Source organism: Rickettsia rickettsii (assembly GCF_001951015.1).
Lineage (GTDB): Bacteria > Pseudomonadota > Alphaproteobacteria > Rickettsiales > Rickettsiaceae > Rickettsia > Rickettsia rickettsii.
This window is the reverse complement of the sequence record NZ_CP018914.1, coordinates 1,176,420-1,191,062: the sequence shown is the minus strand read 5'-3', so window position 1 is coordinate 1,191,062 and position 14,643 is coordinate 1,176,420. Positions and strand designations below refer to the sequence as shown.

Here is a 14,643-nt window from a genome sequence, read left to right as displayed (position 1 = left end):
AAAAAAAAGACTGGATTCCGGCGGTGGTTAAGCCACGGAGTGATATTAGATGACAACTCAGAAATGTCACTTAAAGCTATTTTTTATCGAATTTAGGTAACAATTGTAAAATTATTATCTAATATCGTTTTTACTAACAACTAATAAAATTTAAAGGAAAAATTTAACAATATGAAAAAATTACTTTTAATAGCAGCTGCAAGCACCGCACTTTTAACTTCTGGTCTTTCATTTGCTGATTGCGATATGAATTCTTCTGTAGCTTCATCTACTAATTCATCGATGTCATCATCTGTGGAAAATCAATGGTATTTAAAACTTAATGCCGGTGGTGTGATTTTTAACAAAACAAAACCTAAAGGAGCAGATTTTAAGTTAAATAATATAAAAAAGTCTAATACAGGATTTACAGGTGAGATCGGTGCGGGTTACTATATCATGGATAATCTAAGAACCGATTTAACAATTGGAACGGTAGCAAGTAGTAATTTAAAGAAATCAAAAACTTATCCAGACGGTAATTCTTTCTCAGTAAAAAATAAACCTACTATTGTAAGTGTATTACTTAACGGTTATGTTGATTTCGTCGATTTAAGCATGTTTAAAGTATTTGCAGGTGCAGGTGTTGGTGCTGCTTTTGTAAAGGAAAAAATTAACTCTAAAGATATTAAAGGTGGTGTAACTGACACTTTCAACGGTACTACTAAAAACAAAACTAACTTTGTTTATCAATTATCTTTAGGAACTTCATTTGAAGTTGCACAAGGTGTAAAAGCTGAACTAGTTTATAGCTGGAGAGATTATGGTAAAACAAAAAATACCACCAAAACTATTGACGGGGATAAAGTTAAATTTGGTGGAACCCGTTATAAAGGTCATAACTTAATTGCAGGATTAAGATTTGATATGTAATTAGTCTGAAATCTTTTTACAAGCTATTAACACGAAAAAGGAGTCTTTATTAAGGGCTCCTTTTTTTGTTTGTATGTCTTGGTATTGCCTACGTGGATACTGAGACGTCATGAGCTAAGCGACTGCAAGGTATTATCGCATGATTCAGCTTTTTTGTCATTGCGAGGAAAATTACGAAGTAATTGACGAAGCAATCCAGTAAAAAATTCTGATTTACAGTATTTTGATTATTTTTCCTAGATCCTACGGCTGCAGAGTTGTTGTATGGTTAGCCCGTACGATGTTATTCCCGCAGAAGCGGGAATCCAGAAAAATAACTTCAATATTGATATACATATTTGGTAAACTAAAAAAACTTGTTTTTTGATGTTTTACTAGATTCCCGCTTCTGCGGGAATGACATAAACTGAGCCAGGCAACAACACCTACAAGCTTGCAGAGTTATAGTAGAGATGGCATTGATATTCATGCCAACAAACTCTTAAAGACTCTTTTTGCCTTTATAAAACGTTACGTTTATTTGATGTATTGCTGCAAAGCCTAAATAAATTTTAATACGTTCTAGAATAATATCTTGATAATAAGGTAATTTTGCTGCAGTAGCATTATCTTCAGCTTGTATAAACAGCGTATTAATCTTTTGTTTTTTATAAGTATAGGTGGTGATTTTTAAAGGTAATGCTTTAGTGCTGAAGTTAAATCCGACTATTTTATTCCAGTTAATCATGATTTCAGGCAGCAATGGATGTTGTTTAGCAAATATACGCCTAACTATTTTATCGATATCCTCTTTAATTAGCTTCATTTTAATAAACTCTGCACTGTTAAAGTTATGACGGCTAAAGCAAGCATTATAGATATTACGGGAAAATGTAAAGATGTAACCGATATGATCATTAAAAATATATTACAAACTGCTATAATCGATACTACTTGTTTATGAGATTTGCCTTTTTGTACTGCTTTTTGAAAAAAATGTTTTAAATGAGGCTGCCAAATTTTTTCTTTATTGAGTAGCCGAATTAATATGGTTAGCACTGCATCAGTGATGTAATATAAGCTAGCAATAGCACAAGCTATAAATAAATTAGTGCTTGTAAGAGCCAGCAGGAGCAAACAAAGACCCGTTAAGAATCCAAGACTAATACTTCCCACGTCGCCTAAAAATATTTTTGCCGGGTGCCAATTAAATATTAAAAAACCACAAGAACAACCAAGAATAATAACATTTACACTAGCTATAAAATATGGATTATTAATAGTCGGAAATTGTAAAAAACATAATATAAGCATAGTGCTAGATAGATGGATAGATTCCACACAACTCATACCGTCTATACCGTCCATAAAATTATATATATTAATAAAACCGCTTAAAGCTATAACTAAAATAGAATATATTAGTATATGTACAGAGTTTAGCTGCGAAAAAAGAAAAATAGCAAAAGCTGCACAAATTAAGTGGACTATTAAACGAATTAGAATAGGTACGGCTTTTAAGTCATCTAAAAAGGAAATCGAAGCAATTGCCAATAATAACGGTAATATTTTTATTGAATTAACAAAGTTATTGCTCGTTATATATTCAAACCCGCTCAAAGCAATCATTACAACAACTACAATAGCAAGACCGCCGCCGCGCGGTGTTATCTTATCATGAGAACGACGGTTACTTGGTATATCAACTAAACCGATAGTAGGAAGATATTTAGTTAATATATATGTTAATATAGCGGTGGATATAAAAGAAAAAATAAATAATGTGCTGTAGCTATTTATATTCATAGGAACATATTAGATTTAAAACTATAATATTTACGGTTTGGCATGTCTCTACTATCTTATTTGTCATATGAATGTTGGTTTTTGAAGGTTCAGGGCTACCGCTTGGATGATGATGCACAAGTATAAGGCTGCTTGCTTCGTTAAATAAAGCTCGTTTAATTATCTCACGTGGATATACCGTAGCTTGGTCTATAGTTCCTTGACTTAAAACCTCATCAGCAATTAAAATATTTTTCTTATTCAAAAATAATATACGAAATTGCTCGAGTCGCATATTGCCCATATTAACTTTTAAATAATCAATCCAAGAACTCCAAGAAGCATTAATATTTTTATTTATTATTTTTTGTTTCAATACTCTAATGTATCAGCTCACGTAGAGCAAAATTGATATATAAATTTTCATTGGTGCCTTTAATACTAAGTAGCCTTTCCTTATCAAGGTTAATTAAATCCGTAATATCAAAATGATCAAGTAATTTTTTAGCAAGAGGTTTGATGTCTTTACGAGGGATAGCCGAAAATAACATTACTTCAAGTAATTCGTAATCAGAAAAATGTTCTGCTTCAGCGGCAACGAAGCGTTCTTTTACTCTTTTACGGTGACCTATATAATGAGGCGTATCTATTATTTCATCATTACTAAATTCTAACAAATTATTTTCTAACATTCTTTATGTTTATTCAAATTATAAATAAAGTAAAATGTTGCTGATGTCATTCCTAGCTAAAAGCGGGAATCCAGTAATCTTTAATGTCATCCTAGCTAACTTGATTGCGGGATCTAGTCTTTTTAAATGCTTTTTGGATCCCGTGGTCAAGCCACGGGATGACACTGAGTGCGTTTTTTGATCCACGCAACAATGTCCCGCAGGCATGACATAGATAGCCATACAACAAAATCAATTTTTACCCTACAGTTTAGTATGGAGGATAATCAAGTTTTTTAGGTGATAACGTAAATATTTCAAAACCGTCTTTAGTCACGCCTATAGTATGCTCAAATTGAGCCGATAATGATTTATCACGTGTAGTAACTGTCCATCCATCTAGTTTACTTAATATAGTGTCATAATTACCGGCATTTATCATAGGTTCAACGGTGAAAAACATCCCTTCTTCTAACGTTAGACCCGTGCCGCTGCGACCGTAATTTAATATTGACGGTTCGTCATGAAAAACTCTTCCGATACCGTGACCCGTATAATCCCTAACCACAGAATAATTATGTTTCTCGGCATAGCTTTGAATAGCATGTCCGATATCACCGAGTTTAGCACCGGGTCTAACTACTTCAATCCCTTTCATCATTGCATCATAAGTTACTTGAATAAGACGCTTGGGCTTAATTGCTACGTCACCGACATAATACATACGGCTAGTATCACCGTACCAACCGTCTAAAATTACCGTAACATCAATATTTACTATATCACCGTTTTTTAACGGTTTATCGTTTGGAATGCCGTGACAAACCACATGATTTATAGAAGTACAAATCGATTTCGGAAAGCCTTTGTAATTTAACGGTGCAGGAATGGCATTATGAGAAGTAATAAAATTATGACAAAGGCCATTTAAACTATTAGTAGTGACATTCGGTTTTACGTGATCAGTAATAAAATCGAGCGTCTCTGCAGCTAATTTTCCTGCTGCCCGCATCTTTATGAAATCTTTGCCCGTGTGGATTTTTATGGTCATGAATTTTGGTTACCTTTCCCTCAAAAAAATATATTTTCATAATACAAAATGGCTCTTTTAATGTAAATAACTTATCCTATTATTGTGAGAAGTGCTGCTATGTTACTTGATGTAGGTTTTGGATATTATATAATTGCTAATATAATTATTATTTAATATAATGGGTGTAGTGAGGTTATTATTTGCTCTTTCTGTTGTGGCTGCACATTCAACTTCTTATCCATTGCTTAAATTTATAGGTACAACAATTGCAGTACAATCTTTTTTCATGATTTCCCGCTTTTATATGGCTATGATTCAGAGCAATTATACAAGCAAAATAAAATTTTGGAAACGTAGATATTTAAGGCTTTATCCTACTTATATCTTTTGTATTTTAGTTACTTTCTTCTTGCAGCAAAAATTTTCTTTTTTAAGCAATTGTGTAATCTTTCATTTCCGGCTGGTTTTTTTAATTTTTGCAAACCTAACAATGTTGTTGCAAGATGTAACAATGTTTATTGGAATTAATAATAATACAGTACATTTTACAAAATACTTTATTGACTCCACGCCTCCTCTTTATCAATTTGTGTTGATACCTCCTGGTTGGTCAATTGGGCTAGAAATTTCTTTTTATTTAATGGCACCTTGGATTCTAAAAAAGAAAAATATCTATATTTTATCCATAATTTGTATATCTTTAATTACTAGAATTATTCTTCAGTTTAATGGATTTATAGGAGATTCTTGGTCTTATAGATTCTTTCCTTCTGAACTTGCAGTTTTCTTAATTGGTAGTCAAGCATTTTATATTTATACTAATCAAGAAATAAACGAAAAAAAGTCTTGGCTTAGTCAATTACTCTATTTATATATTATATTAATAATTATTACTTTTCCGTTTATCCCAATAGAGCCTCAACTAAAAAAATTACTTTTTTATTGTTTATTTGCTCTATCTTTAGGAAAAATATTTGACTTAACCAAAGATAATAAGTTAGACAAATTAATTGCTTTACTCTCTACCCAATATATTGTTGTCATTTAATTGTCTTGTATAATATATTACCTGTTATTTCATATTGGGCTGATAATGGGACATGTCTTAATACGTTGGTTACTTTTATAACAGTAATAATATTTCTTTATTGAAAAGCCTATAGAGTATTATAGAAAAAGATATAAAACTCATAATTTAGCTTAATATTTAAAACTATGCTATATTACATAAATAAAATTCTTTCAAACAATAAGGTACAAGCGGTTATCTTAGGGATAATCGGGCTTGGGATTGTTACTGTTCTCACGTCATATAATATAGACGATCCGTCGTTTAACTCGGTCACAACAGAGTACCATAGTAATTTAGTAGGAATTTTTGGCTCTTATTTATCGGATTGTTTATATCAATTTTTTGGGTTGGCTGCTTTTATCATACCGCTTGCTTGCTTTGTTTGGGGGAGAAATTGTTGGTATGGAAGATATCGCGGCTCATTTATCCGTATGTTTGTAATGTTGCTTGCTCTCGTTAGCAGTAGCACATTATTATCTAAGATTAAGCTAGAATTCATACCGGCAAATGCAGGTGGAGCTATCGGAATAATAGCTTCTAATTTTTTTGAGCGATTTACAAATCAACTATACTTATTATTAATATTTTTTACCTTTATTATATTAGTTGTTTTATTTGAAATTAAATTTACTTCTTTAAGTAATTTTATTATTAAGATAGGGAAATTTTTAATCTATCGGATACAATCTTTTTTACATAATGTATTTTCACGATTGTCGTCGATAAGATTATTCCTTACTAAAAACAATGATAAGATAAATATAACTTCTTCTTACCAAAAGCCTGTAAGTGAAAAAGTAAAATTTCCTGAAGAAGCGAGATCCGTACCTGCAAATCCTATAAAATTCTTTAGCAAACCTGTTAGCCCTAAAATATCTCAAAGCGAAATAGCAGAATTGCCGCCTATTTCGTTATTACGTGATCCTGAAAAACATCATGTAAAAGGAGCTTCGTCCTCAGAGCTTAAACAAAAGGCTGAAGAGTTATTAACCGTGCTGAATGATTTTGGAGTTAAAGGGCAGATAATTAATATCAATCAAGGACCGGTGGTAACTCAATATGAATTTGAGCCGGCAGCAGGTACGAAAACATCAAGGGTAGTAGGATTATCTGACGATATAGCACGCTCACTATCTGCTTTATCAACAAGGATAGCAGTCATACCCGGCAAAAATGTACTTGGTATTGAGCTTCCTAATAAGCAGCGTGAATTCTTTTGCTTAAAAGAACTTATAGAGACCCCAGAATACCAAGACAAATCAACTTTATTGCCGTTAGTCTTGGGTAAAGATTTAGCAGGTAAGCCGCTGATTGCCGATCTTGCTAAAATGCCTCATTTATTAGTAGCAGGAACCACCGGCTCGGGTAAATCCGTCGGTATTAATGTGATGATTGTGTCGCTCTTATACCGCTATACTCCCGAAGAATGTCGCTTTATCATGATTGATCCGAAAATGCTTGAATTATCGGCTTATGATGGAATACCGCATTTGCTAACTCCTGTGGTAACCGAGCCTTCTAAAGCGGTAGTTGCTCTTAAATGGGCAGTTAAGGAAATGGAAAACCGTTATAGAATGATGAGCAATATCGGTGTTAAGAATATCGCAGGTTATAATGCAAAAATCTTAGAAGCGGTTAAAGAGAATAGGGTAATTGAGCGTTCGATTCAAACTGGTTTTGACCCTGAAACAGGTAAGCCTATTTACGAAACCGTTACAATGAACATGGAAAAACTGCCTTACATAGTGGTTATTGTTGATGAGATGGCTGATTTAATGTTAGTTGCCGGTAAGGATATTGAAATGCTGATTCAAAGGCTTGCTCAGATGGCAAGAGCGGCAGGCATCCATATTATTATGGCAACGCAAAGACCTTCTGTAGACGTTATTACTGGTGTCATTAAAGCCAATTTTCCAAGTCGTATTAGTTTTAAAGTTACCTCTAAAATCGATAGCCGAACGATTTTAGGAGAGCAAGGCTCCGAGCAGTTACTCGGTATGGGTGATATGTTATTTATGGGGAGTACTTCCAAGATAAGTAGGGTACACGGACCGTTTGTTAATGAAGCCGAAATTGAGCAAATTACGGAATATTTGAAAGAGAGAGGTACGCCTGAATATATCTCTGCCGTTATCGAGCAACCTGAAGAAGACGATAGTAGCATTGATATCGGTGACGGCACCTCTGATGACGTGCTTTACAAAAAAGCTGTGCAGATAGTGCGTGACGAACGCAAATCTTCCATTAGCTATATCCAAAGGTCGCTTAGAATTGGCTATAACAAAGCTGCCAACTTAGTTGAGAAGATGGAGAAAGAGGGAATAGTCTCACCACCGAATCATACAGGTAAAAGAGAGATATTATTGCCTGAGAGGTAGGGTATTTTTTCGTCATGTGCTACGCAGCCGTAGGCGTTGTTGCATGGCTCTTATGTCATTCCTGCGAAAGCAGGAATCCAAGAAAAAATTATAGATACAGCAAATTTTTGAAATTTAAAGCTCGCTTTATGCTGGATTTCTGCTTTCGCAGGAATGACATAAATATATTTATCATTGACATTCGAATTTGATAAAGCTTTAGGACAAAAGCTTTTACAAAAAGCAATATATGCCGGTGATTTAGAGTTAGTAGAAACTTTATTTATATAGTAAAGGTGTTGATGCCCAGTACAAAGACCAATTAGGACGTATAGCTCTGCATCATGCTATAAAAGCTAATTGCGGTGAAGAATTAATACAGTTTTTAATTGAACACACTGCGTATATTAATTATCGTGATAAATCAGGTCTAACACCGCTGGTTATGGTGAAGAGTAATCATTGTATCCCGGCTATAGAATTATTGCTCAAAACTAATGCTTCTGAATATTATATGTATGATGATGTTATTAAGGTGTTAGGAGAATATGGATACTAAATAGTCATTGCGAGCAGGCATTGCCCGCGTGGAGCGATTCCCTCCCTGTCATCCCATGTTTTGTCCACGGGATGACACCCAGCAGATTTCTCGAGCCATGCAACAAGGCCAACACCGCTACGGAATGACATATAATCTATACATAAAAATATCATCTATGTTATTAATTATAATAGACATATTAAAAAAGTTGCGTTATAACACTTTTTAAGTGATTTAATTTTGATTAAGGTTTTACATATGGCGAATATTTCTCCAAAATTATTTAAAAAAGCAATACAACAAGGTCTTAAAGCCGCTTTATTCACCACCTCAACCGCAGCGATAATGCTGAGTAGTAGCGGGGCACTCGGTGTTGCTACAGGTGTTATTGCTACTAATAATAATGCAGCATTTAGTAATAATGTTGGCAATAATAATTGGAATGAGATAACGGCTGCAGGGGTAGCTAATGGTACTCCTGCTGGCGGTCCTCAAAACAATTGGGCATTTACTTACGGTGGTGATTATACTGTCACTGCAGATGCAGCCGATCGTATTATTAAGGCTATAAATGTTGCGGGTACTACTCCCGTAGGTCTAAATATTACTCAAAATACTGTCGTTGGTTCGATTATAACGAAAGGTAACTTGTTGCCTGTTACTCTTAATGCCGGCAAAAGCTTAACTTTAAATGGTAATAATGCTGTTGCTGCAAATCATGGTTTTGATGCGCCTGCCGATAATTATACAGGTTTAGGAAATATAGCTTTAGGGGGAGCGAATGCTGCACTAATTATACAATCTGCAGCTCCGTCAAAGATAACACTTGCAGGAAATATAGATGGAGGAGGTATAATAACTGTCAAGACAGATGCTGCCATTAACGGAACAATAGGTAATACAAATGCATTAGCAACAGTGAATGTAGGAGCAGGTACAGCCACGTTAGGGGGAGCGGTTATTAAAGCTACTACGACTAAATTAACGAATGCTGCGTCGGTATTAACCCTTACAAATGCAAATGCAGTATTAACAGGTGCGATTGATAACACCACAGGCGGTGATAATGTAGGTGTCTTAAATTTAAATGGTGCATTAAGTCAAGTAACTGGGAATATAGGTAATACAAATTCATTAGCCACGATAAGTGTAGGAGCAGGTACAGCCACGTTAGGGGGAGCGGTTATTAAAGCTACTACGACTAAGTTGACAGATGCTGCGTCAGCAGTGAAATTTACGAATCCTGTAGTGGTGACTGGAGCGATAGATAATACCGGTAATGCAAATAATGGTATAGTAACGTTTACCGGTAATAGTACAGTAACTGGGAATGTAGGTAATACAAATGCATTAGCAACAGTGAATGTAGGAGCAGGTTTGCTACAAGTACAAGGTGGAGTGGTAAAAGCAAATACAATAAACTTAACGGATAATGCGTCAGCAGTGACATTTACGAATCCTGTAGTGGTGACCGGAGCGATAGATAATACCGGTAATGCAAATAATGGTATAGTAACGTTTACCGGTAATAGTACAGTAACTGGGGATATAGGTAATACAAATGCATTAGCAACAGTGAATGTAGGAGCAGGTACAGCCACGCTAGGGGGAGCGGTTATTAAAGCTACTACGACTAAATTAACGAATGCTGCGTCGGTATTAACCCTTACAAATGCAAATGCAGTATTAACAGGTGCGATTGATAACACCACAGGCGGTGATAATGTAGGTGTCTTAAATTTAAATGGTGCATTAAGTCAAGTAACTGGGAATATAGGTAATACAAATTCATTAGCCACGATAAGTGTAGGAGCAGGTACAGCCACGTTAGGGGGAGCGGTTATTAAAGCTACTACGACTAAGTTGACAGATGCTGCGTCAGCAGTGAAATTTACGAATCCTGTAGTGGTGACTGGAGCGATAGATAATACCGGTAATGCAAATAATGGTATAGTAACGTTTACCGGTAATAGTACAGTAACTGGGGATATAGGTAATACAAATGCATTAGCAACAGTGAATGTAGGAGCAGGTACAGCCACGTTAGGGGGAGCAGTTATTAAAGCTACTACGACTAAATTAACGAATGCTGCGTCGGTATTAACCCTTACAAATGCAAATGCAGTATTAACAGGTGCGATTGATAACACCACAGGCGGTGATAATGTAGGTGTCTTAAATTTAAATGGTGCATTAAGTCAAGTAACTGGGGATATAGGTAATACAAATTCATTAGCCACGATAAGTGTAGGAGCAGGTACAGCCACGTTAGGGGGAGCGGTTATTAAAGCTACTACGACTAAATTAACGAATGCTGCGTCAGCAGTGACATTTACGAATCCTGTAGTGGTGACCGGAGCGATAGATAATACCGGTAATGCAAATAATGGTATAGTAACGTTTACCGGTAATAGTACAGTAACTGGGAATGTAGGTAATACAAATGCATTAGCAACAGTGAATGTAGGAGCAGGTTTGCTACAAGTACAAGGTGGAGTGGTAAAAGCAAATACAATAAACTTAACGGATAATGCGTCAGCAGTGACATTTACGAATCCTGTAGTGGTGACCGGAGCGATAGATAATACCGGTAATGCAAATAATGGTATAGTAACGTTTACCGGTAATAGTACAGTAACTGGGAATGTAGGTAATACAAATGCATTAGCAACAGTGAATGTAGGAGCAGGTTTGCTACAAGTACAAGGTGGAGTGGTAAAAGCAAATACAATAAACTTAACGGATAATGCGTCAGCAGTGACATTTACGAATCCTGTAGTGGTGACCGGAGCGATAGATAATACCGGTAATGCAAATAATGGTATAGTAACGTTTACCGGTAATAGTACAGTAACTGGGGATATAGGTAATACAAATGCATTAGCAACAGTGAATGTAGGAGCAGGAATAACATTACAAGCTGGAGGAAGCCTAGCTGCGAATAATATAGATTTTGGAGCCAGGAGTACTTTAGAGTTTAACGGACCTCTTGATGGTGGTGGTAAAGCAATCCCTTATTATTTTAAAGGAGCTATAGCAAACGGCAATAATGCTATATTAAATGTTAATACAAAGTTACTTACGGCATCTCATTTAACTATAGGAACAGTTGCAGAAATCAATATTGGAGCTGGTAATCTTTTTACAATTGATGCAAGTGTTGGTGATGTTACTATATTAAATGCTCAAAATATTAATTTTAGAGCTCGAGATTCTGTTTTAGTACTTTCTAACTTAACCGGAGTCGGAGTAAATAATATATTATTAGCAGCTGATTTAGTAGCTCCCGGTGCTGATGAAGGTACGGTAGTCTTTAATGGTGGGGTTAATGGCCTGAATATTGGGAGTAATGTAGCAGGTACCGCTAGAAATATCGGTGATGGAGGCGGTAATAAATTTAACACTTTACTTATTTATAATGCTGTTACAATAACTGACGATGTAAATTTAGAAGGTATACAGAACGTGCTTATTAACAATAATGCAGATTTTACTAGTAGTACAGCATTTAATGCTGGTGCTATACAAATAAACGATGCTACTTATACGATTGATGCAAATAATGGTAATTTAAATATACCGGCAGGAAATATTCAATTTGCACATGCGGATGCTCAATTAGTATTACAAAATAGTTCAGGAAACGACCGTACGATAACACTAGGTGCGAATATAGACCCTGATAATGACGATGAGGGTATAGTAATATTAAATTCTGTAACTGCAGGAAAAAAATTAACGATAGCCGGAGGCAAGACGTTTGGTGGAGCTCATAAGTTACAAACTATATTGTTCAAAGGAGCGGGAGATTGTAGCACGGCAGGTACCACTTTTAATACAACAAATATAGTACTTGATATTACAGGTCAATTAGAACTTGGAGCTACTACGGCAAATGTAGTTTTATTTAATGATGCTGTTCAATTAACTCAAACCGGTAATATTGGCGGTTTCTTAGATTTTAATGCAAAAAACGGTATGGTAACATTAAATAACAATGTAAATGTTGCGGGAGCAGTCCAAAATACCGGCGGTACTAATAACGGTACGTTAATAGTTTTAGGTGCAAGTAATCTTAATAGAGTAAACGGGATTGCTATGTTAAAAGTAGGTGCAGGAAATGTAACTATTGCCAAAGGCGGTAAAGTTAAAATCGGCGAAATCCAAGGTACAGGCACAAATACTTTAACATTACCTGCACACTTTAACTTAACAGGCAGCATAAATAAAACCGGTGGTCAGGCTCTGAAGCTAAACTTCATGAATGGCGGTAGTGTTAGCGGTGTTGTAGGGACTGCGGCTAATTCGGTTGGTGATATCACAACGGCAGGTGCTACAAGTTTTGCAAGCAGTGTTAACGCAAAAGGTACGGCGACACTTGGCGGTACTACAAGTTTTGCCAATACATTCACTAATACAGGTGCGGTTACTTTAGCCAAAGGTTCTATCACTAGTTTTGCTAAAAATGTAACGGCTACCAGCTTTGTAGCTAACAGTGCTACTATTAATTTCAGCAATAGCCTAGCCTTTAATAGTAATATAACAGGTGGCGGTACTACACTTACTTTAGGTGCAAATCAAGTAACATATACTGGCACCGGTAGCTTTACCGATACGCTAACCTTAAATACTACTTTTGACGGAGCAGCTAAGTCAGGTGGTAATATCTTAATTAAATCAGGTAGTACTCTTGATTTATCAGGGGTTTCAACTTTAGCACTTGTTGTTACTGCTACTAATTTCGACATGAATAATATAAGCCCAGATACAAAATATACGGTAATATCTGCAGAAACAGCAGGTGGTTTAAAGCCTACTTCTAAAGAGAATGTTAAAATAACTATTAATAATGACAACCGTTTTGTTGACTTTACTTTTGATGCATCGACTTTAACGTTATTTGCAGAAGATATAGCTGCAGATGTTATAGATGGAGATTTTGCACCGGGTGGACCGCTTGCAAATATCCCAAATGCTGCAAATATAAAGAAATCGCTTGAGTTAATGGAGGATGCTCCCAATGGTTCAGATGCACGTCAAGCTTTCAATAACTTTGGTCTAATGACACCGCTACAGGAAGCAGATGCTACAACTCATCTCATTCAAGATGTTGTAAAACCTAGCGACACTATAGCTGCCGTTAATAATCAAGTTGTAGCGAGTAATATATCAAGTAATATAACTGCTCTAAATGCTAGAATGGATAAAGTACAATCAGGGAATAAAGGTCCTGTTTCTTCTGGTGATGAAGATATGGATGCTAAGTTTGGTGCGTGGATAAGCCCGTTTGTCGGTAATGCAACGCAGAAGATGTGTAACAGTATAAGTGGTTATAAGTCTGATACAACTGGTGGCACTATAGGTTTTGACGGCTTCGTTAGCGATGATCTAGCACTCGGACTTGCATATACAAGAGCCGATACTGACATTAAGCTAAAAAATAATAAAACGGGCGATAAGAATAAGGTAGAGAGCAACATCTATTCTTTATACGGTTTATATAATGTACCTTATGAAAATCTCTTCGTTGAAGCTATAGCATCTTACTCAGATAATAAGATAAGAAGCAAATCAAGACGTGTTATTGCAACGACACTAGAGACTGTCGGTTATCAAACTGCAAACGGTAAGTATAAATCCGAAAGCTATACAGGTCAGTTAATGGCTGGTTATACCTATATGATGCCTGAGAACATTAACTTAACACCGCTAGCTGGGCTTAGATATTCGACTATCAAAGATAAGGGCTATAAGGAAACCGGTACTACTTACCAAAATCTTACCGTTAAAGGCAAGAACTATAATACTTTCGACGGTTTACTCGGTGCTAAAGTATCAAGTAATATCAATGTCAATGAAATAGTGCTAACACCTGAGCTTTACGCAATGGTCGATTATGCATTCAAGAATAAAGTTTCGGCGATTGATGCAAGGTTACAAGGTATGACTGCTCCTCTTCCAACCAACAGCTTTAAGCAAAGCAAAACAAGTTTTGATGTCGGTGTCGGTGTTACTGCTAAGCATAAAATGATGGAATACAGGATTAACTACGATACCAATATCGGAAGTAAGTATTTCGCTCAGCAAGGTAGTGTAAAAGTTCGTGTTAATTTTTAATTAACCGTTCTATAATCATAAAAAAAGCCTATATAGTTTGACTATATAGGCTTTTTTGCTTTATAATGTAGTTTTGAGAAGCGTCATTGCGAGGAGCGAAGCAACGTGGCAATCTCGTCAAATATCCTGAGATTGCTTCGTCACTTACTTCGTAATTTCCTTGCAATGAAGATAAA

The 14,643-nt window shown here is 35.6% G+C and carries 10 protein-coding genes; 5 read left to right on the top strand and 5 right to left on the bottom strand.

What is annotated here, in order from left to right:
• Positions 1-171 precede the first annotated feature (171 nt).
• Positions 172-912 (top strand): outer membrane beta-barrel protein, encoded by a 741-nt coding sequence (locus BTU51_RS07190; protein ID WP_012151390.1) that lies wholly within the window; start codon positions 172-174, stop codon positions 910-912.
• A gap of 481 nt (positions 913-1,393) precedes the next feature.
• Here BTU51_RS07190 and BTU51_RS07185 read toward each other — a convergent pair whose 3' ends face one another.
• The 5 genes from BTU51_RS07185 to map all read right to left on the bottom strand — a co-directional run bounded on the left by BTU51_RS07185 (position 1,394) and on the right by map (position 4,398).
• Positions 1,394-1,717, bottom strand: coding sequence for a DUF721 domain-containing protein (locus BTU51_RS07185; protein ID WP_012151389.1), 324 nt, complete (start codon positions 1,715-1,717; stop codon positions 1,394-1,396).
• Entirely contained in the window at positions 1,714-2,697 is a 984-nt protein-coding gene (locus BTU51_RS07180; RefSeq protein ID WP_012151388.1) for an MraY family glycosyltransferase, read from the bottom strand. The genes BTU51_RS07185 and BTU51_RS07180 overlap by 4 nt, the downstream gene beginning before the upstream one ends.
• Positions 2,684-3,052, bottom strand: coding sequence for a JAB domain-containing protein (locus BTU51_RS07175; RefSeq protein WP_012151387.1), 369 nt, complete (start codon positions 3,050-3,052; stop codon positions 2,684-2,686). The genes BTU51_RS07180 and BTU51_RS07175 overlap by 14 nt, the downstream gene beginning before the upstream one ends.
• Positions 3,053-3,056: 4 nt before the next feature.
• The gene (locus tag BTU51_RS07170) at positions 3,057-3,368 is read right to left on the bottom strand and encodes a UPF0758 domain-containing protein (protein ID WP_012151386.1); all 312 of its coding nucleotides are present in this window, start codon (positions 3,366-3,368) and stop codon (positions 3,057-3,059) included.
• A 250-nt stretch (positions 3,369-3,618) separates the two neighbouring features.
• The gene (gene map, locus BTU51_RS07160; RefSeq protein WP_012151385.1) at positions 3,619-4,398 is read right to left on the bottom strand and encodes a type I methionyl aminopeptidase; all 780 of its coding nucleotides are present in this window, start codon (positions 4,396-4,398) and stop codon (positions 3,619-3,621) included.
• A gap of 160 nt (positions 4,399-4,558) precedes the next feature.
• Between map and BTU51_RS10085 the strand changes: the two genes are divergently transcribed.
• The 4 genes from BTU51_RS10085 to BTU51_RS07140 all read left to right on the top strand — a co-directional run bounded on the left by BTU51_RS10085 (position 4,559) and on the right by BTU51_RS07140 (position 14,467).
• Positions 4,559-5,428, top strand: a complete 870-nt coding sequence (locus BTU51_RS10085; protein ID WP_012262616.1) for an acyltransferase family protein — start codon at positions 4,559-4,561, stop codon at positions 5,426-5,428.
• A gap of 167 nt (positions 5,429-5,595) precedes the next feature.
• A complete protein-coding gene (locus tag BTU51_RS07150) occupies positions 5,596-7,830 on the top strand; it encodes a DNA translocase FtsK (protein WP_012151383.1) in 2,235 nt (744 codons plus the stop codon).
• Between the two features lie 310 nt (positions 7,831-8,140).
• On the top strand, positions 8,141-8,368 hold the full coding sequence (locus tag BTU51_RS09570) for an ankyrin repeat domain-containing protein (RefSeq protein ID WP_080508235.1): 228 nt from the start codon (positions 8,141-8,143) through the stop codon (positions 8,366-8,368).
• A 240-nt stretch (positions 8,369-8,608) separates the two neighbouring features.
• The gene (locus BTU51_RS07140; protein WP_075825599.1) at positions 8,609-14,467 is read left to right on the top strand and encodes an autotransporter outer membrane beta-barrel domain-containing protein; all 5,859 of its coding nucleotides are present in this window, start codon (positions 8,609-8,611) and stop codon (positions 14,465-14,467) included.
• Positions 14,468-14,643 lie beyond the last annotated feature (176 nt).